Below are 18,362 nucleotides of genomic sequence, written 5' to 3' on the forward strand. Positions count from 1 at the left end.
AGGGAGTGCATCTATGGCATTTGAAGGCTTATCGGATAAACTTTCGGCGGCTTTTAAAAAGCTAAAATCGAAAGGAAAACTTTCCGAAGCGGACGTTAAAACAGCAATGCGTGAAGTTCGCATGGCACTTCTGGAAGCAGACGTCAATTATAAGGTTGCAAAAGATTTTACCAACCGGGTAACAGAACGCGCAATCGGCAGTGAAGTGATGGAAAGTCTGACTCCCAGCCAGATGGTGGTCAAAATTGTCAATGAAGAGTTGACAAAGCTGATGGGCACCGACGACGCGGACATGCGCCTGAAAATGCCGTCTTCCGGGCCATGTATTGTACTGCTCTGTGGCTTGCAGGGTGCCGGTAAAACGACGCATGCTGCAAAGCTTGGAAAGCTGCTCAAACGGCAGGGACATCGTCCGCTGCTGGTCGCCTGTGACGTTTATCGTCCGGCTGCAATTAAGCAGCTGCAGGTAGTCGGAGAACAGGCTGGCGTTCCTGTTTTTGAGATGGGCAAAGATGATCCGGTCAGAATCAGCGTAAAAGCGATTAAACATGCAAAAGATTATGGCAATGATATTGTTTTGATTGATACAGCCGGCCGGTTGCAGATCGATGATGTTCTGATGGATGAACTGGAAAACATCAAAGCGGCAGTCAAGCCGAGTGAGATTTTGCTGGTAGTCGATAGTATGACCGGTCAGGAAGCAGTCAATGTTGCAAAAGCATTTGATGATAAGCTTGGGATTACAGGCGTTATTCTGACGAAGCTCGACGGTGATACCCGCGGCGGCGCTGCACTTTCAGTTAAGGCTGTTACCGGAAAGCCCATTAAATATGCCGGAGTCGGCGAGAAGCTTGATGATCTGGAAGTTTTTCACGGCGACCGTATGGCGAGCCGAATCCTTGGCATGGGCGACGTTTTAACCCTGATCGAAAACGCTGAACAGACGATGGACGAAAAAGAAGCCCGTAAGACTGCTCAGAAGATGATGCACAACAAGCTGGATTACAATGACCTTTTGTCACAGTTCCAACAGATGCAGAAAATGGGGCCGATGCGTTCCGTTCTGGAAAAATTCGGTGTAGATACCCGCAAAATTGATGATAAAGCGGTAGATGACCGCATGGTTGATAAACAAATTGCAATGATTCGCAGTATGACAGAAGAAGAGCGCGAAAAGCCCGCCGTAATGAATCCGAGCCGCAAGCGGCGTATTGCCGCCGGAAGCGGAACCAAAGTGGAAGATGTGAATAAACTGATCCGCAGTATGGAACAGATTCAAAAAGTCACCAAGATGATGAAAAAAGGCGGCAAAAAAGGAAAGCTTCGGCTTCCGCCCGGAATGCTCAATGGGATGGGCCCCGGAATGGGATTCTAATTTACTTAGATACTTTTATTAATTTGTTATCTATTAAAAAATTATTAGATAAATAATTATAATTCAATATGGAGGTGAAAATTATGGCAGTAAAAATTCGTTTGCGCAGAATGGGTGCCAAAAAGAACCCTTTCTATCGCATCGTTGTAGCAGATTCCCGCTATCCTCGTGACGGCCGTTTCATTGAAGAAATCGGTTATTACAATCCGCTTACTGAGCCTTCTGAAGTGAAGGTTGATGCTGAAAAGGTAAAAGAGTGGATCAAAAATGGCGCTCAGCCGACCGATACAGTGAAGTCACTGTTTAAGAAAAATGGCGTACTGTGAGAAGGAGTGAAGAAAAATGCAGGAACTCTTACTTGCGATTGCCAAGGGTTTAGTCGAAAAACCTGACCAAGTTTCCGTTACAGAAGATGCTCCGATTGAGGATGGTACGATTGTTTATCATTTGCATGTTGCAGAAGAAGATATGGGTCGTGTGATCGGAAAACAGGGTCGAATTGCAAAAGCAATCCGTGTGGTTATGCGCGCAGCGGCCACTCGAAAGGAAACTAAAATTTCTGTGGAAATCGACTGATAAAATGAAAAGCAGTGGACTGCCTTTTTGCAGAACAGCAGACAGCTTTTTTGTTTGCTTTTTGCAGAAAATGTCTGCCGCTTTTTCTTTACTCTAAGGAGGGACGTTTATGCAGTCTGAATATTTAGAGGCCGGGCAGATCGTTGGAACACATGGTATCCAGGGAGAACTGCGCCTTTTACCATGGTGTGATTCGGCAGATTTTCTGTGCCGTTTTAAAATGTTTTACCGGAAAGATGGCACTGGTCTAAAAGTCCTTTCTGCAAGAACCCATAAGATGCTTTTGCTGGTTCGGCTGGAAGGAATTGAGACAGTCGAAACGGCCGACACTATGCGCGGACAAGTCCTTTATTTTGCGAGAAAAGACGCAGACCTTCCGAAAGGCGCCTATTTTCGTCAGGACTTGATTGGCTTGTCTGCTGTAGATGCGGACACTGGAAAATCTTATGGCATTTTAACGGATATTTTGGAGACAGGTGCAAATGATGTTTATGAGGTCACAGATGAAAAGGGAGAAAAACATTTGATGCCGGCCGTTAAAGAAATGGTGGAATCCGTTCATGTTGAAGAGGGTATTTTAAAGATTCGCCCGATTGGGGGAATCTTTGATGAGAATTGATCTCATTACGCTTTTTCCGGAAATGTGTGAACGGGTGCTTTCCGAAAGTATCATCGGAAGAGGCAGAAAAAAAGGTGCAGTGCAGGTGTGCTGCCACCAGTTGCGTGATTATGCGCACGATAAGCATCAACGGGTAGATGATACGGTTTTTGGCGGCGGAAAGGGAATGCTGTTGATTGCAGAGCCAATCGCTGCATGCTTTGATGACCTCATAGAGACACTTGGAAAAAAGCCGCATATTGTATATATGTCACCGCAGGGGCGCCCGATGAATCAAACCGTAATCCGTGAACTTTCTCAATACGAAAATCTTTGCATCCTCTGTGGCCATTATGAGGGCGTAGACGAACGCGTTCTGGAAGCGTACGTAGATGAAGAAGTGTCGCTTGGAGATTTTGTGATGACCGGGGGCGAAATTCCCGCGTTGTGTCTGACCGACGCAGTAGGACGGATGCAGCCGGGGGTTTTGGCGGCGGAAGAGTGCTTTGAGGAGGAGAGCCATTATGATGGTCTCCTTGAGTATCCACAGTACAGCCGTCCACAGGTTTGGCGTGATCACAGTGTGCCGGATATTCTGATGACCGGCCACCATGCGAATATCAAAAAATGGAGACATCAGCAAAGTCTTTTGAGGACTGCCCAAAAAAGACCGGATTTATTGCAAAAGCGATCATTATCCAAAGAAGACCGGAAATTTTTGGAACAACAGAATCCTATAGAGCAGAATCAAAATTAAGACTTTATTTGACATAATTTTGTCATTGATACAGCAGACAGCCCAAAAGTTTTCAACAAATATGGCAATTTGCACGATAAAAAACCTTGCAAGGCCTGCTCAATTAGGGCAACGATCCAAAGTTTTTTCTCGAATGTTGACGACGAAAGGAATTGTGCTATAATATTTTCGATGCTAAGAGAACTTAGATTTTTGTCTTGTTATGTTGGATTTCGTTTGATGAGCGTAAATTTCATCAAATCATTTGAGCGGAGTTAGGAGCGTTTTATATGTGTATGAAAGAAGTTTTGGTACAGAATCAAGTTGGGTTGCATGCGCGGCCGGCTACATTTTTTATTCAAAAAGCAAATGAGTTCAAATCTTCTATTTGGGTGGAGAAAGAAGAACGCCGTGTAAATGCCAAGAGCCTTTTGGGAGTGCTTTCTCTGGGAATTGTCGGCGGTACTACAATTCGTATTATTGCGGACGGCGCCGATGAAGAAGAGGCTGTTGACAGCTTGGTAAAACTTGTAAAATCCGGTTTCGCCGAGTAATTATTTTAAAAATTAAGCACCGCCTTAAAAGCGGTGCCTTTTTTATTTTGGGACGAAAGGAGAAAGTTTATGGAAGAAACACCGGATCAGAAAAAAAGAGAATTACGGAAACAAGCCATGAAATTACCGCTTTCTCCGGGAGTCTATTTGATGCATGACCGCTCGGGAAAGATTATCTATATTGGAAAAGCTAAGGCGCTGAAGAACCGGGTCAGCCAGTATTTTGGCAGTGAAAAAAATCATGATGACAAAGTGCGGCAGATGGTGGCGCATGTCGATTGGTTTGAGTATATTTTGACCGACAGCGAATTTGAAGCGCTTGTTTTGGAATGCAGCCTGATAAAACAGCACACACCGAAGTATAATATCCTTTTGAAGGACGATAAAGGATATCATTATATTAAAGTTACAAATGAGGAGTGGCCCAGAATTTCTCAGAGCAAACAGGCGCCTGATGATGGGAACACCTATATTGGCCCTTATGTAAGTTCCTGGGCAACAAAAGAAAGCGTGGATGAAGCACTCAAGATTTTTTGTTTACCAAGCTGCAACAGACATTTTCCAAGGGATATCGGAAAGGGAAGACCGTGCCTTAATTTCTTTATTAAGCAGTGCTGTGCACCCTGCCGTGGGAAAATCAGCAAAGAAGAATATTTGGAGTCCGTAAATGAAGCGATTGATTTTCTCAAAGGAGGCAGTTCCGAGAGCGTTCGAAAGCTGACGGAGAAAATGAATCGAGCAGCAGAAAATTTAGAATTTGAGTATGCTGCCAGAATTCGTGACCGCCTCACAGCAATTCGAAGGATGGGAGACCGACAAAAGGTTGTAGCGATCAGTGTGCCCGAACAGGATGTGATTGCGTTGGCACAGGGACCAAGCGCCTGCTGCTTTCAGGTGTTTCGCTTTCAGGACGGGAGACTCTGCGACCGCGAGAGTTTTCCAATGGGCAGATGTGGAGAACCGGAATCTGCAAGAAGAGAATTTTTAGAGCGCTATTATACGATTCGCAACCGTATCCCGCCCCGTGTTACGCTCGATGGTTCGGCAGAAAGCATGGATCTTTTAGAGCGATGGTTAACGGAAAAACGCGGTTCTCGTGTTCTTTTGAGCGTGCCACAAAAGGGAGAACAAGCAAAACTTGCTGAAATGGTAAGGCAAAATGCGGCGGAAGCAGTCGCACAGACGACCGGACGCACCGTAAAAGAAACTTCTGCCCTGGATGAATTAGGGAGAAAGTTGGGCCTTTCTGAGCCGCCGAAATATATTGAATCCTATGATATCAGCAATCTGCAGGGCGGTGAAAATGTTGCCGGAATGATCGTCTTTGAAAATGGGCGGCCATTAAAATCAGCTTACCGAAAGTTCGCAATCAAAACAGTAGAAGGACAGGACGATTATGCTTCTATGCGGGAAACACTGGAACGCCGTTTTGAGGAATATGAGCTGCATAAAGAAGAAGGCGAAGGCTTCGGTCGGCTGCCGGATTTGATCTTATTGGATGGCGGAAAGGGACAAGTCGGGGCGGTTAAACCTGTTCTGGAAGAACACCATCTCGAGATTCCACTCTTTGGTATGGTCAAGGATTCCTCTCACCGCACGAGGGCAATTACAGGCGACGGCGGCGAGATTTCAATCAGCTCCAATCGTGCTGCTTTCACGCTGGTTTCTTCGATTCAGGATGAAGTGCACCGCTTTGCAATCGGATATCATCGTCAGCTGCGGAAAAAGCATTCGATCTCTTCTGCATTGACTACCGTGGAAGGAATCGGGGAAAAGCGAGCAAGGGCGCTTTTGCGGTATTTCAGAACGATGACGGCAATTCGGGAAGCAGAGCTTTCCCAACTGGAGCAGGCGCCGGGTATGACAAAACCAACGGCACAAAAGCTTTATCAGGCAATTCACGGAGCAGAAAATCTTGACGAAAAATCGCAAAAAAGTTGACAGAATGACGAGAGAATGCGATAATAAAAAAATCAGGAAAAAAGGAGTTCGAACCTATGCGCGTAATTACAGGCTCTGCCCGGGGAAGAAAATTAGTGACCCGGGAAGGGGAAGAAACCCGTCCGACTCCGGAGCGGGTCAAAGAGGCACTGTTCAATATTATTCAGTTCCAGGTGGAAGGACGGCGGGTGCTTGACGCATTTGCCGGTTCCGGTCAGTTGGGAATTGAAGCGCTGAGCCGCGGTGCAGCCCATGCGGATTTCTTGGATCAAAGCCGTGAAAGTGTTGCGGTGATCCAAAAGAATCTAGCAGAAACTGGCCTTTCTGAACAGGCCGAAGTTTATCAGACAGATGCATTGGTTTTCCTGATGCGGAAAAATGCACCTTATGATTTGTGCTTTCTAGATCCGCCCTATCGTACCGGCCTTCTGCAGAAAGCACTGCCGCTCTGTGCGGAATGTATGAATCCGGGAGGGATAATCATTTGTGAGCATCCTACGGATGAGAAACTGCCGGAGCAGGCGGGAAAATTCCAAAAAGAACGGGAATATCGTTACGGAAAAATTCTGCTGACGACCTATACGTGTAAGGAAGTAAATATATGAAAATAGCAATCTGCCCGGGTAGCTTTGATCCGGTTACTTTAGGACATCTCGATATTATCAGCCGTTCCTGTAAGCTTTTTGATAAAGTGATTGTTGCTGTCCTGGTCAATCCGGAAAAAAAGACATTGTTTACAGTGGAAGAACGTATGGAGCTACTCAGACGCTGCACCAAGGATCTGCCGGGGGTAGAAGTGGGCAGCTTTTATGGCCTTTTGGCCGATTATGCGAAAGAGAAACATGCAACTGCGGTGATTCGTGGGCTGCGGGCTCTTTCTGACTTTGAATATGAATTTCAGATGGCGCTGACAAACCGGCAGTTGAATCCGAATCTTGAAACGATTTTTTTGGCAACACAAGCGCAGAATATGTTTATCAGTTCCAGTATCGTCAAACAGATTGCTAATTTTGACGGAGATGTGAGTGGTTGTGTCCCTGGATGTATTATTAAAGATATTCAAAAACGTGTTGAAGAAAGCAGGAGGGAATCCCTATGAATGCTGAAGATTTAATCAATGAATTATACGATTTGCTGGATAAGGCATGGAGCCTTCCGTTGAGCCATGGCCGTGCAGTCTTAGACAGCGCGGAGGTTAAACAGATCTTGGATGAACTGAAAGAAAGTCTTCCAAAGGAGATTCAGCAGGCAAAAGGAATCGTAGCAGATCGCAGTCAGATCCTGACAGATGCCAAGCGTGAGGCCGAAACGGTGATTCGCGTTGCGGAAGACCGCGCCAAAGCAATGGTGAATCAGGAAGAGATCGTTAAGCAGGCACAGCAGAAGGCAAACGAAGTGCTGCTGCAGACAAAGCAGAAGGCGCGGGAACTGCGCAAGGCCAGCAATGATTATGTAGATGACCTGATGCGCCGCGCTGATGAAGGCTTGACGGGGAATCTTGCGGAACTGCGCAAAACACGGCAGAATATCAAGGTGAGCCAGCGTGCGGCAGCACAGCCGCAGGAGAATGCTTCTCGTCAGAGATAAAAGTTGAATGTTCCATAAGCAGAGCCAAATGATGGAAAGACCATCATGCGGCTCTGCTTTTTTTATTTTCTTTGGAGAACAGATCAAAAGATTATAATGCTTGTAAACACCAGATTTTGTACAAGCTAAAATAGAATATGCAACATCTTTTGAAATATAGAAATTTTTAAAATTCAGTTGACATAAATTTTAAAAAGCACTTGCAATTCCAAATGGAATCCTTTATAATGAATTCACAAGTGGTGAAAAGTGGAGACAAGTGGAACCAGAAACCACAAAAATGCAGGTTAGGGGAGTTTCGTTATGCTGATCGGTGAGTATCAACATAATATTGATTCAAAAGGCCGCGTAATTGTGCCTTCTAAATTCCGTGAGGATTTGGGAGAGCACTTTTATATTGCGAAGGGCCTTGATCGTTGCCTGTTTGTGTTCTCTCAACAAGAATGGAGCAGACTGCAGGAAAAAGTGCGTGCCATGCCAATTTCCAAGGCACGCGGACTGCAGCGCTTTTTCTTTGCGGGCGCTTGTGAAGCGGTTCCCGATAAGCAGGGCAGAATCCTGATTCCACAACTGCTGCGCGAACACGCTGGACTGAAAAAGGATATCACCTTTATCGGTGCGTCCAGTCGTGCAGAAATTTGGGACACCACTTCTTGGAATGCATTTAATGCAGAATTGACACAGGAAAGCATCGCTGATGCGATGGATGATCTGGAACTATGAATTATCAACATCGTCCTGTTTTATTTGAAGAAGCAATTGAAAGCTTACAGATACGCCCCGATGGGCATTATATTGATGGTACAGCCGGCGGCGGCGGCCATTCGCAGGCAATCCTTGATCGTTTGACATCCGGCAAGCTGCTTTCGATTGACCAGGATCCGGATGCGATCGCAACGGTTACAAAGCGTTTTTCCGGGAATCCATGCAGCATTATTCGGCAGGCAAACTTTTCTCAGATGCAGCAAATTGCCGATGAGGAAGGAATTCTTCCAGTGGATGGAGTTTTGCTGGATATTGGTGTTTCCTCTTATCAGCTGGATACACCGGAACGTGGCTTTTCCTATCATTATGATGCTCCCCTTGATATGCGTATGAGCAAATCCGGACCTAGTGCGAAAGATTTAGTCAATACGCTTTCAGTAGCAGAATTAGCGAAGATTATTTCTCAATATGGTGAGGATCGAAATTCAGCCAGAATTGCGCGTGGCATTGTCGCCGCACGAGAAAAAATGCCGATTGAAACGACTCTTCAGTTAGCTGAAATCGTGAAGGAAAGTGTTCCCGCGGCAGTTCGGCGTCAACCTGGACATCCTGCTCGTCAAACTTTTCAGGCACTGCGGATTGCAGTGAATGGAGAGCTGGATCGTCTCCACGAAGGACTGAATGCAGCATTTGACAGTCTGGCGCCTTTCGGTAGGCTCAGCGTGATTACATTCCATTCGTTGGAAGATAGAATTGTGAAACATCAAATGGTTCAATGGTGTCAAGGCTGTACTTGCCCGCCGGATTTTCCAATTTGTGTTTGCGGCAAAAAACCGCGGGCCGAGTTGGTTTTTAAAAAGGGATTGGTTCCAAATGAAAAAGAATTGGAAGAGAATCCCCGCTCTCGCAGTGCAAGACTTCGTTGTTGCACCAAATTAGAACAAAGGTAACAGAAAAGTTACATTATTAACAGAATGTTCATAAACGTGACAGCAAAAGTATGGTAAAATAAATCCATAACAAAGGAAGTGGAATCATTGGCAACTTTACATAATAGTAGTGCAGCATATGATTTTTCGTTGTTTGAGGAATGCGCTCCTGAAGTACAGGAAACTTCTCAGAAAGCTTCAATAGATCATCCAATTAATAATGTTGTAGAAATGCCGCAACAGAAGAAAAAAATTGGTTTGCGGGTACGCAAACGTGCTTTAAAAGTAGTAGGAATGGGAATCGGCCTCGTAACCATGGTCAGCATGGTTGGCGTTCTGATTTTTGGACAAGTTCAGCTGACAGAATTAACGGATCAGATCGGAAAGCAGAAAACGGCTTTAAGTGAGCAGCAGAGCCTTCAAACTCAACTTCAGGTGAAGGCAGATTCTCAGCTCTCTTTGTCTTCGCTGGAAGAGCGTGCAAAGGAAATGGGAATGCAGAAGGTAAATACTGCACAGGCAACTACCGTTAATTTATCGCAGGGAGACAAGAGTCAGATCGTTACCAGTACGAAAACACCCTCCTTTTTAGAGCGTGTATGGGATCAAATTGTTTCTTTGCTGTCATAAGTTTTTTATGATTGAAATATGAATCATACCGAAGGCTATTATAATTTTTAGCGGGAGGTATTCTAAAAGAGAGTTGAGATGAGTGAATCTTGACTCTCATTTTTGTAACGGAAGGAATTGGAGGTAAAGTATGGCAAAAGGCACCACCTCGAAAATGTGGAAACGAACGACGACCCTTTTGATTACTCTGATTGTTTTGGGCTTTGGCACGGTGATCTTTACGTTATTTCATCTTCAGATCATCGATGGGGAAACTTTAAAATCGAAAGCAGTTGCTCAACAGTTAAAGGATAATATCCTTTCCGCGAAGCGCGGTACAATCTATGATTGCAATATGAAGGAACTGGCTACCAGCGCTGATGTTTGGAAAATTGTATTGGTGCCGGCACAGATGGATGAAACAAAATATCCGGGACAAAAAGAAGAAATTATTTCCGGATTAAGTCAAATTCTGGGAGTTGACCGCTCTAAAATTGAAGATGCCTGCAATAACAGAGACTCTTATTGGCAGGTGGTCGGTTCTAAGGTGGAAACAGATGTTAAAAACCAACTGGCAGACTGGATCGAAGCAGATGCCCAGAAAAAGAGCGGCTATCTTGCTTTGGGAAATTGTATCGAATATGAAAATGATTATAAACGCTACTATCCGTTTGGGGATTTTGCTTCGGTCGTTTTGGGATTTACCAATGCGGATGGCGACGGCGTAGAAGGCCTTGAGTCTAAATATAATTCTTATTTAAAAGGCACAAACGGACGCCTTGTTACGGCGAAGAACGCGCAGCAGGGAGATATGCCGTTTCAATATTCGCAGAGAGTAGAGGCTCAGGATGGTTCTTCTCTCGTCCTGACGATCGATGAAGTTGCGCAGCACTATCTGGAAAAAGCACTGGAGGAAGGTGCCGTCGCGCATAATGCCGGCAACCGTGCATTGGGAGTCTTGATGGATGTCAATACCGGAGAGATTAAAGCAATGGCGGTTAAGGGCAATTTTAACAGCAATGATGTAGTAAATGTCCATAAGAATATGTTGGCTGATTCCGGCGCATTTGACCCCAATAATCCGCGGGTCTTAACGGATACGGAAAAAGCGCGTATTGCCAAATTACCGGAAGATCAACAAAGTACTGCGACCCTCAATACGCTTCAGCAAAAATGGAGAAACAAAGCGGTCAGTGATACCTATTATCCTGGTTCTGTCTTTAAGATGTGTACGGGCTCCATGGCGATGGAAGAGGGCGTTGTAAATGAAAATACAACGTATACTTGTACCGGCAGTTACCAAATTCCGGGCGCAAGCAAACCGATTAATTGCTGGAAGACCGGCGGGCATGGAACGGAAAATTTTGTACAGGGACTGTGCAATTCCTGTAACACCTTCTTTATTCATATTGGCGTAGACCTTCTCGGAAAAGAGCGTTTCTTTAAATACTTCCAGGGCTTTGGATTTACAGAAAAAACAGGAATCGATTTACCTGGTGAAGCGAATTCCCTCTATTATAGTGAAGAAGCACTGGATCCAATCAACTTGGCCGTTGAATCTTTCGGCCAGAACTTCAGTATTACGCCGCTGCAGATGGTTACCGCCTGTGCGGCAGTCGCAAACGGCGGAAATTTGGTCACTCCGCATGTGGTAAAGCAAATCGTCGGAGCAGACGGAAACATTCAGAAAAGTGTTGGAACTGAGGTTCGCCGGCAGGTAATTTCAGAGGATACGAGTAAGCGAATGACCGCAATTATGCAGCAGAACGCTACCAGCGGTACTGCAAAGAATGGTTATCTGATGGGATATCGTGTTGCCGGTAAGACAGGTACCAGTGAAAAAGTAGATAAAGATAACGAAAGGAAAGCCATTGACGGAGTAGAAGGCGAGTATTATATCGCTTCTTACTGCGGATTTGCTCCGGCAGATAATCCACAGTATGCATTGCTGATTTTTGTCGATGAACCGGATTCAAGTGTGGGCAGCTATTATGGCGGTGCAGTTGCCGGCCCGATCTTTAGTCAGGTGATGGGCGAAGTCCTCCCATATTTGGGCGTCGACGCAAAATATGATGAGGCGGATGCAGCAAAGCTGGATGTTAAAGCACAGGATGTCACTGGAAAATCAGTAGCAGACGCAAAGGCTGCACTGCAAAGTCAGGGTCTTTCAGCCGAAGTACAGGGATCTGGAGATTCTGTGTTGATACAAATTCCTCAGGGCGGTCAATCTATGCCAAAAGATGGAACCGTTGTGCTCTTTACAGATCAGGCAAGCAGAAGCACGACAGTGGACGTTCCGGATTTTTCAGGGATGACGGTTTCGGAGGCCGAGGCGACAGCGGCTTCCCATCATTTGAATATCGAACTGGCAGGTGCCGGCGAAACCGGGAGCAGCGGCATTACCGCTTCCGGTCAGAGTGCAACAGCCGGCAGTAAGGTAACACCGGGCACAATTGTGACGGTTACCTTCATTGAAAAAGACACCGTTATGTAAATTTGATCAGACTTAAAATTTCCTATTTGCGTGTATTTGTGGTATAATCAACATAACTGTGTTGAATACCAGATATTGAGGGTGGAAAATATATGAGTATTATTTGGATCGTCTCTGCGGCGGCTATTTCATTTGGTGTAACTGCGCTGCTTGGAAAATGGATGGTGCCCTATTTGCACCATATCAATTTTGGGCAGACGATTCGCGAAGTTGGTCCAAAATGGCACCAGAAAAAAAACGGAACCCCTACAATGGGCGGATTTATGTTTATGACAGGAATCGCTTTGGCGCTTCTTGCAGCGCTTCCCTTCTGCGGAGAGAATTTTGCGGAAAATTTAATGGGAACCCGTGTGGTCGGCGGTCTTTTGATGGCACTTGGCTTTGGGATGGTCGGCTTTGTGGATGACTATATTAAGGTTGTAAGAAAGCGAAATCTTGGTCTTACCGTTTTGCAGAAGCTTTTGCTGCAGATCATTGTGGCGGCAGCATACCTTTTGGCGCTGAAAATGGCCGGAACCGGTTCGATTACGATCGTTCCAGGAGTCGGAGCAGTAGAACTCGGTACCGGTTACTGGGTTCTTTCGCTGATTGGAATTGTGGGCATGGTGAACGCGGTCAACTTTACAGATGGAATAGACGGGCTGAATGCTTCCGTTACTTTTGTCGTGGCAATCTTCTTTATGGCGATTGCAGGTGTGATGAAGCTGACTGGGATGAGCATTTTGTCGGCGGCGTGCGCAGGGGGATGCTTGGGATTCCTGATGTGGAATTTTTATCCCGCAAAAGTTTTTATGGGGGATACCGGTTCCTTGTTTTTGGGTGGCTTGGTCTGTGCGCTTGGGTTCGGTATGAATGTGCCGGTATTAATCCCTCTCATGGGAATTATCTATGTATGTGAGATCCTTTCCGTTGTGCTGCAGGTGACCTATTTTAAAGCAACCCATGGAAAAAGGATTTTTAAGATGACGCCGATCCACCATCATTTTGAGATGTGCGGATGGAGTGAAGTGAAAATTTGCTGTGTATTCAGCCTCGTGACGATTGTAGCCTGCATTGTGGCATTGCTGCTTGTGATGCGAACTTACTGGATGCCAATCTGAATTTTGTCCGTTTGATAGGACAAGAAAATTTTGAATGAACGATTTCAAATCAGAAATGATTGTTTTAACGATTGGAAAGGAGATCGTCTATGGCGGTTCGGAACAGTGGAAATTTTTCGCAAAACCGGTCAAATACAAGTGCTTCCGGATACAAAAGAGATACGAAAGCGGTGCAGCAGCGCCAGCCCAATCAAAGGACAGAACGCTTTCCAAAGCAGAACTTTGAGCAAATACGGCAGACACCTCAGGAAAAGCCAAAGAAACATCGGCCCCGTCGTGCAAAAAAGTTTCGGCTGTTTTCTACCCGTTCAGGAATGGACCTAACATTATTGTTTCTTGTTTTGGCACTTGTCAGCGTTGGCCTGGTCATGCTGTTTTCATCCAGCTATGCATATGCCTATTACAATATGAATGGCGACAGCTATTTCTTTGTTCGTAAACAGGCATTTTTTGCAGTCCTCGGAATTGCTGTAATGATTGCGATTTCCTATTTCGATTATCATCATCTTCATAGGTTTGCCATACCGCTTTTGATTATTACCTGTTTGGTGCTGATGCTGATGGTTCCTTTAAAAGGAACTTCATTGGTGCCAAACCGCAATGGTGCTTTCCGTTGGATTGAACTTCCCTTTTTAGGATCTGTTCAACCGTCAGAAGTTGCAAAGTTTGCGGTGATCTTGATTTTTGCTCATTTGATTTCGATTAACTATAAGCAGATGAATAACTTTAGGTATGGTGTTTTGCCATATCTTGCAATTCTAGGGGCTGTCTGCGGATTGGTCATTTTGGAAAAGCATTTGTCTGCAACTTTGATTATTTTGATTTTGGGATTAATTATGCTTTTTATTGGCGGTGTTCCGCTTAAATGGTTTGGAATTGGAATTGGCGGCGTTGCAGGAGTTGGCGGGTTGAGCTTTTTATTTTTACGGAATTCGCTTCTTTCCTATACCATGCCGCGACTTCAGGGTTGGCTCAATCCTCTAAACCCACCTGACGGCGTTGATACATGGCAGACCCGTCAGTCCCTTTATGCGATTGGCTCTGGTGGACTCTTGGGGTTGGGACTCGGAAAGAGCCGCCAAAAATATCTTTATCTTCCGGAACCGCAGAACGATTTTATTTTTGCTATTGTCTGTGAAGAACTTGGATTTATCGGTGCAACACTCATCGTGCTGCTCTTTGCGGCACTGGTTTGGCGTGGAATTATGATTTCTCTGCGTGCGCAGGATAAATTTGGAATGCTTCTTGGAATTGGATTGACGATGCAGGTAGGACTTCAGGTCGTTTTAAATATTGCCGTGGTTACGAATTTGGTGCCAAATACCGGCATTAGCCTCCCATTCTTCAGCTACGGCGGATCTTCTCTAATGATCCTTCTGGCAGAGATGGGAATCTTGCTTTCTATTTCGCGAACTTCTAATATTGAAAAGACTTAAATCCGGAAAATTTCGAAATTGGAGATTTTACAAAGAATCTCAGCAGAAAGGAATGGATTCGATGAGAATTCTGTTTGCCGGCGGCGGAACGGCCGGACATATCAACCCAGCGTTGGCGATTGCGGGATATTTGAAAGAACGTCAGCCGGATGCACAAATCCTTTATGTAGGAGCAAAGGGCGGCATGGAAGAACGTCTGGTCCCCCAGGCAGGATATGCTTTTAAAAGTGTGACAATTTCGGGATTTCAGCGTAAAATCAGCTGGACCAATTTTAAAAAGAACTGTAAAACGCTTGTTCATGTATTTACAGCAACAGAAGAATCCAAAAAAATTATTCGTGAATTTAAGCCGGACGTTTGTGTTGGAACTGGCGGGTATGTATCCGGGCCTGTTATTCGTGAAGCAATGAAAATGGGAGTTCCGGCATTGATTCATGAGCAAAACGCCTATCCTGGAGTGACCAATAAAGCGCTTTCTCGTAATGCGGCGCGCACGATGCTTGCAATGGCAGATGCCGAAAAGTACATGGAAAAAGGTGCGCACTGTGTGCTTACCGGAAATCCGGTGCGGCTGTCCGTCCTGCGGGCAGACCGAACCAGCGCCCGCCAGAGGCTAGGCCTCGATAATCGTCCGGTCATTCTTTCTTTCGGCGGAAGTCTTGGAGCAAGAAAAATCAACGAACCGATGGCTGATCTTTTGGCGCATACCGCTAAGACGGATCGTTTTCAGCACATCCATGCTTATGGGCAGTGGGGGAAATGGTTCCCCGATCTGCTTAGAGAAAAGGGAGTGGATCTGGCAGCTCATCCCAATATGGATATCCGAGAATATATTAATGATATGCCGGACTGCCTTGCTGCGGCGGACCTTGTAATCTGTCGTGCAGGCGCCATTACGCTTTCAGAGCTGCAGGCCGTTGGACGCGCATCGCTTATTATTCCAAGTCCCAATGTTGCGGAAAATCATCAGTATCATAATGCGATGTCCATGGTAAAGCGCAACGCTGCATGGATTTTGGAAGAAAAAGATCTAACCGGCCAGACGCTGATTAAAAAGGTAGAACAGCTTTTCCAAAAGCCGGAAACGATTGAACATTTGGCAGAAAACGCTAAAAAAATGGCGATTGTAGACGCCAACGAGCGAATCTATAAATTGATTTTGGAAGTGCTCAAGGAGAATCATAAAGCGTAAATAATGACATTCGCAAAATTCCCTGCATAGTATGGGAAAGATTATGTGGGGGTGTTGTCTATGCCAAAATTAAAAATTGCCGGTCCCTGTCGATTACAGGGCGAAGTTTCCGTTCAGGGGGCGAAGAACAGCGCCCTGCCTCTTTTGGCGGCTTCTATTTTATGCCGAGAAGAATGTATTTTACACAACTGCCCACAGCTTTCAGATGTTCGTATTTCGACAGAAATTCTCCGAAAGCTGGGCTGCCGGGTCCTTTCGGAACGAGATACCATCTGCATAGATGCACGTGAGGTTTCTTCTTTTCAGATTCCGGATGACCTGATGAGGGAAATGCGTTCGTCAATTATCTTTTTAGGGGCGATTCTGGGCCGTACCGGCTGCGCAGTTTTAGGCTTTCCAGGTGGGTGTGAATTAGGGCCGCGGCCAATTGACTTACATTTGGAAGCTCTACGGAAAATGGGCGCTTCGATTGTAGAAGATCATGGACGGCTGCTCTGTGAGACGCCTACGGGGCTTCATGGCGCTCATATTGCATTGAGTTTCCCCAGTGTAGGTGCAACAGAAAATGTGCTTTTAGCAGCATCGTGTGCAAAGGGAATCACTCTTCTTGAAAATGCGGCACATGAACCGGAAATTTGTGACCTTGCCGATTTTCTTAACAGCTGCGGCGCAAAAATTCGTGGAGCGGGCGGCAGCACGATTGAAATCGAAGGAGTAGAGCAGCTTGGCGGATGCGAGCATTGGGTGATCCCAGATAGGATTGCGGCTGCAACCTTTTTAGCAGCCGGTGCAGCAACATACAGCACAATTACTTTGCGCAACATTAATCCGCAGCATCTGACCCCAATATGGCCCGTGTTTGAAGAGGCAGGCTGTGACCTTACTTTGTTTCGTGATGCGGCAGTTTTAGTTCCACCCAAAAAGCTTCATCGGATCAAGCATATTAGAACAATGCCGTATCCAGGATTTCCCACAGACGCACAGGCACCCTTGATGGCAATGACAACGCAGTGTCAGGGTACGAGTATGTTTGTGGAAAATATTTTTGAGAGTCGGTATAAACATGTTGGAGAGCTGCTCCGTCTTGGCGCACATATTCGTGTAGACGGACGGGTAGCTGTTGTTGAAGGTCCCAGCAAACTTTCCGGAACAACTGTTGAAGCTGCAGATTTGCGTGGCGGCGCGGCTTTAGTAGTCGCCGGATTAGCGGCATTCGGAGAGACTATTGTAGAAGAGATTCACCATATTGACCGAGGATATGAGGCAATTGAACGGACTTTGGGTGATTTAGGAGCACAGATTCGGCGGTTGCCGTAATGGATGATCGAAATCTGGAGGATCGGAAATTTGAACAGGAATGAGAAAAATCGGCGAGGAAACGTTTCGCCGGAAAATCAGAATAAACGTGTGATTTCATCAGAGACACGCAGAGCCTATTCGGATCGAAAGATGCCGGAATATCCGAAAGAAAGGCAAAGGACTGCGCCGAAGGATCCTTATGACCGGGTACGAAGACATCGGCGAAAGAAAAGAATCTTTTATATTGTTTCTTTTTTAATTGTGGTAGTGGCAGCTATCACGCTATCGCTGACGGTCCTGTTCCGGGTTGACCAGATCGCGATTGAAGGGGAAACACGGTATAGTTCGGATCAGATCATAGAATCGAGCGGCCTTTATTACGGAGAAAATCTTTTTCGTGCAAATGGGAATCTTGCAGAGGAAACAATCGAAAACAAATTACCGTATATCGGGCAAGTCAAAATTTCAAAGTCGCTTCCTGGAAAATTATTGATCAGCGTACAAGAAGATGATGTTGCCGGCGCAGCAGGATATAATGGACAGTATGTAATCTTGTCTTGCAAAGGAAAAGTTTTGCAGCTTTCAGATGCAGTACCGGAAGGAGTTGCAACGATCAAGGGGCTAAACCTTACGAAAGCAGTTCCGGGAGAAACGGCGTCTTATGAGACTGAAGACGAAGGTTCTTTGTTTGGGCAACTTGGAGAAGCAGTTGAGCAGTCGGGGCTCAGCAACGTGAGTGCGATGGACCTTTCGGACCGATATCAACTGACGGTAACGATTGAGAGCAAGTTCTTACTCAAATTAGGAACACCTACTTACCTGCAAAGAAAATTGACTTTTGCACAGGAAATTTTGACAAATCATTTACAAGGCTCTCCATCCGGTGTGATTGATCTTTCCGGTATTCAGGAAAGCAATCAAGCCTATGTGCCATATGATCCGCAACAGATTGATGATACGACTTCTCCGGCAAGTTCCAGTGCATCTACTAGCCCTTCTTCAGAGGCTTCTCCTGCATCGGCAACAAGTCCTTCTTCTGGAAGTCCTTCGCAAAGTACCGCTTCGACTTCTAAAGAAGGTAGTTATCATATTGCGGTAGATGCCAACGGAAATACCGTTTATGATTCCGATGGAGACCCTATTTATACGAAAAAGGATGTTTATACTCCGGATCCTGCTGCGGGAGAGACCACCAAATAATTCGATGCAATTTTTAAAATAAAAAGAATCA

The 18,362-nt window shown here is 45.6% G+C and carries 19 protein-coding genes; all 19 read left to right on the forward strand.

Going from position 1 to position 18,362, the window contains the following annotated elements; all coding sequences use genetic code 11:
* The first annotated feature begins 13 nt into the window (after positions 1 to 13).
* The 19 genes from ffh (at position 14) to ACVS9P_RS02910 (ending at position 18,331) form a co-directional block, all read left to right on the forward strand.
* Positions 14 to 1,375, forward strand: a complete 1,362-nt coding sequence (gene ffh / locus ACVS9P_RS02820; RefSeq protein WP_452104131.1) for a signal recognition particle protein — start codon at positions 14 to 16, stop codon at positions 1,373 to 1,375.
* An 83-nt stretch (positions 1,376 to 1,458) separates the two neighbouring features.
* Complete coding sequence (gene rpsP, locus ACVS9P_RS02825; RefSeq protein ID WP_452104132.1) at positions 1,459 to 1,701, forward strand: 30S ribosomal protein S16; 243 nt, start codon at positions 1,459 to 1,461, stop codon at positions 1,699 to 1,701.
* Positions 1,702 to 1,717: 16 nt separating this feature from the next.
* The gene (locus ACVS9P_RS02830; RefSeq protein ID WP_180341280.1) at positions 1,718 to 1,951 is read left to right on the forward strand and encodes a KH domain-containing protein; all 234 of its coding nucleotides are present in this window, start codon (positions 1,718 to 1,720) and stop codon (positions 1,949 to 1,951) included.
* Positions 1,952 to 2,060: 109 nt separating this feature from the next.
* Complete coding sequence (gene rimM / locus ACVS9P_RS02835; protein WP_452104133.1) at positions 2,061 to 2,570, forward strand: ribosome maturation factor RimM; 510 nt, start codon at positions 2,061 to 2,063, stop codon at positions 2,568 to 2,570.
* The gene (gene trmD / locus ACVS9P_RS02840; protein WP_452104134.1) at positions 2,560 to 3,306 is read left to right on the forward strand and encodes a tRNA (guanosine(37)-N1)-methyltransferase TrmD; all 747 of its coding nucleotides are present in this window, start codon (positions 2,560 to 2,562) and stop codon (positions 3,304 to 3,306) included. Before rimM ends, trmD begins: the two co-directional genes overlap by 11 nt.
* Positions 3,307 to 3,575: 269 nt before the next feature.
* Entirely contained in the window at positions 3,576 to 3,839 is a 264-nt protein-coding gene (locus tag ACVS9P_RS02845; RefSeq protein WP_266162816.1) for an HPr family phosphocarrier protein, read from the forward strand.
* A gap of 69 nt (positions 3,840 to 3,908) precedes the next feature.
* Positions 3,909 to 5,780, forward strand: a complete 1,872-nt coding sequence (uvrC, locus tag ACVS9P_RS02850; RefSeq protein ID WP_452104135.1) for an excinuclease ABC subunit UvrC — start codon at positions 3,909 to 3,911, stop codon at positions 5,778 to 5,780.
* A gap of 23 nt (positions 5,781 to 5,803) precedes the next feature.
* Entirely contained in the window at positions 5,804 to 6,385 is a 582-nt protein-coding gene (gene rsmD / locus ACVS9P_RS02855; protein WP_452104661.1) for a 16S rRNA (guanine(966)-N(2))-methyltransferase RsmD, read from the forward strand.
* The gene (coaD, locus tag ACVS9P_RS02860; RefSeq protein ID WP_452104136.1) at positions 6,382 to 6,879 is read left to right on the forward strand and encodes a pantetheine-phosphate adenylyltransferase; all 498 of its coding nucleotides are present in this window, start codon (positions 6,382 to 6,384) and stop codon (positions 6,877 to 6,879) included. The genes rsmD and coaD overlap by 4 nt, the downstream gene beginning before the upstream one ends.
* Positions 6,876 to 7,367, forward strand: coding sequence for an ATPase (locus ACVS9P_RS02865; protein ID WP_452104137.1), 492 nt, complete (start codon positions 6,876 to 6,878; stop codon positions 7,365 to 7,367). The genes coaD and ACVS9P_RS02865 overlap by 4 nt, the downstream gene beginning before the upstream one ends.
* 303 nt (positions 7,368 to 7,670) lie before the next feature.
* On the forward strand, positions 7,671 to 8,090 hold the full coding sequence (mraZ, locus tag ACVS9P_RS02870; protein WP_452104138.1) for a division/cell wall cluster transcriptional repressor MraZ: 420 nt from the start codon (positions 7,671 to 7,673) through the stop codon (positions 8,088 to 8,090).
* A complete protein-coding gene (rsmH, locus tag ACVS9P_RS02875) occupies positions 8,087 to 9,022 on the forward strand; it encodes a 16S rRNA (cytosine(1402)-N(4))-methyltransferase RsmH (RefSeq protein ID WP_452104139.1) in 936 nt (311 codons plus the stop codon). Before mraZ ends, rsmH begins: the two co-directional genes overlap by 4 nt.
* An 87-nt stretch (positions 9,023 to 9,109) precedes the next feature.
* On the forward strand, positions 9,110 to 9,631 hold the full coding sequence (locus ACVS9P_RS02880; protein ID WP_452104140.1) for a hypothetical protein: 522 nt from the start codon (positions 9,110 to 9,112) through the stop codon (positions 9,629 to 9,631).
* Between the two features lie 130 nt (positions 9,632 to 9,761).
* Positions 9,762 to 12,104, forward strand: a complete 2,343-nt coding sequence (locus ACVS9P_RS02885) for a penicillin-binding transpeptidase domain-containing protein (RefSeq protein WP_452104141.1) — start codon at positions 9,762 to 9,764, stop codon at positions 12,102 to 12,104.
* A 92-nt stretch (positions 12,105 to 12,196) separates the two neighbouring features.
* The gene (gene mraY, locus ACVS9P_RS02890) at positions 12,197 to 13,204 is read left to right on the forward strand and encodes a phospho-N-acetylmuramoyl-pentapeptide-transferase (protein ID WP_452104142.1); all 1,008 of its coding nucleotides are present in this window, start codon (positions 12,197 to 12,199) and stop codon (positions 13,202 to 13,204) included.
* An 89-nt stretch (positions 13,205 to 13,293) separates the two neighbouring features.
* A complete protein-coding gene (locus tag ACVS9P_RS02895; protein ID WP_452104143.1) occupies positions 13,294 to 14,640 on the forward strand; it encodes an FtsW/RodA/SpoVE family cell cycle protein in 1,347 nt (448 codons plus the stop codon).
* Between the two features lie 61 nt (positions 14,641 to 14,701).
* Positions 14,702 to 15,832 (forward strand): undecaprenyldiphospho-muramoylpentapeptide beta-N-acetylglucosaminyltransferase, encoded by a 1,131-nt coding sequence (murG, locus tag ACVS9P_RS02900; protein ID WP_452104144.1) that lies wholly within the window; start codon positions 14,702 to 14,704, stop codon positions 15,830 to 15,832.
* Between the two features lie 60 nt (positions 15,833 to 15,892).
* The gene (gene murA / locus ACVS9P_RS02905) at positions 15,893 to 17,149 is read left to right on the forward strand and encodes a UDP-N-acetylglucosamine 1-carboxyvinyltransferase (protein WP_452104145.1); all 1,257 of its coding nucleotides are present in this window, start codon (positions 15,893 to 15,895) and stop codon (positions 17,147 to 17,149) included.
* A 30-nt stretch (positions 17,150 to 17,179) separates the two neighbouring features.
* Positions 17,180 to 18,331, forward strand: a complete 1,152-nt coding sequence (locus ACVS9P_RS02910) for a cell division protein FtsQ/DivIB (protein ID WP_452104146.1) — start codon at positions 17,180 to 17,182, stop codon at positions 18,329 to 18,331.
* Positions 18,332 to 18,362: the final 31 nt, after the last annotated feature.

The organism is Caproicibacterium sp. NSD3 (assembly GCF_053613275.1).

Coding starts and splice junctions, on each gene's coding strand:
- ACVS9P_RS02895 (WP_452104143.1), top strand. CDS start 13,294: ATGGCGGTTCGGAACAGTGGAAATTTTTCGCAAAACCGGTCAAATACA.
- rimM (WP_452104133.1), top strand. CDS start 2,061: ATGCAGTCTGAATATTTAGAGGCCGGGCAGATCGTTGGAACACATGGT.
- murA (WP_452104145.1), top strand. CDS start 15,893: ATGCCAAAATTAAAAATTGCCGGTCCCTGTCGATTACAGGGCGAAGTT.
- trmD (WP_452104134.1), top strand. CDS start 2,560: ATGAGAATTGATCTCATTACGCTTTTTCCGGAAATGTGTGAACGGGTG.
- ACVS9P_RS02865 (WP_452104137.1), top strand. CDS start 6,876: ATGAATGCTGAAGATTTAATCAATGAATTATACGATTTGCTGGATAAG.
- ACVS9P_RS02845 (WP_266162816.1), top strand. CDS start 3,576: ATGTGTATGAAAGAAGTTTTGGTACAGAATCAAGTTGGGTTGCATGCG.
- ffh (WP_452104131.1), top strand. CDS start 14: ATGGCATTTGAAGGCTTATCGGATAAACTTTCGGCGGCTTTTAAAAAG.
- murG (WP_452104144.1), top strand. CDS start 14,702: ATGAGAATTCTGTTTGCCGGCGGCGGAACGGCCGGACATATCAACCCA.
- mraY (WP_452104142.1), top strand. CDS start 12,197: ATGAGTATTATTTGGATCGTCTCTGCGGCGGCTATTTCATTTGGTGTA.
- mraZ (WP_452104138.1), top strand. CDS start 7,671: ATGCTGATCGGTGAGTATCAACATAATATTGATTCAAAAGGCCGCGTA.
- coaD (WP_452104136.1), top strand. CDS start 6,382: ATGAAAATAGCAATCTGCCCGGGTAGCTTTGATCCGGTTACTTTAGGA.
- rpsP (WP_452104132.1), top strand. CDS start 1,459: ATGGCAGTAAAAATTCGTTTGCGCAGAATGGGTGCCAAAAAGAACCCT.
- uvrC (WP_452104135.1), top strand. CDS start 3,909: ATGGAAGAAACACCGGATCAGAAAAAAAGAGAATTACGGAAACAAGCC.
- rsmH (WP_452104139.1), top strand. CDS start 8,087: ATGAATTATCAACATCGTCCTGTTTTATTTGAAGAAGCAATTGAAAGC.
- ACVS9P_RS02830 (WP_180341280.1), top strand. CDS start 1,718: ATGCAGGAACTCTTACTTGCGATTGCCAAGGGTTTAGTCGAAAAACCT.
- ACVS9P_RS02885 (WP_452104141.1), top strand. CDS start 9,762: ATGGCAAAAGGCACCACCTCGAAAATGTGGAAACGAACGACGACCCTT.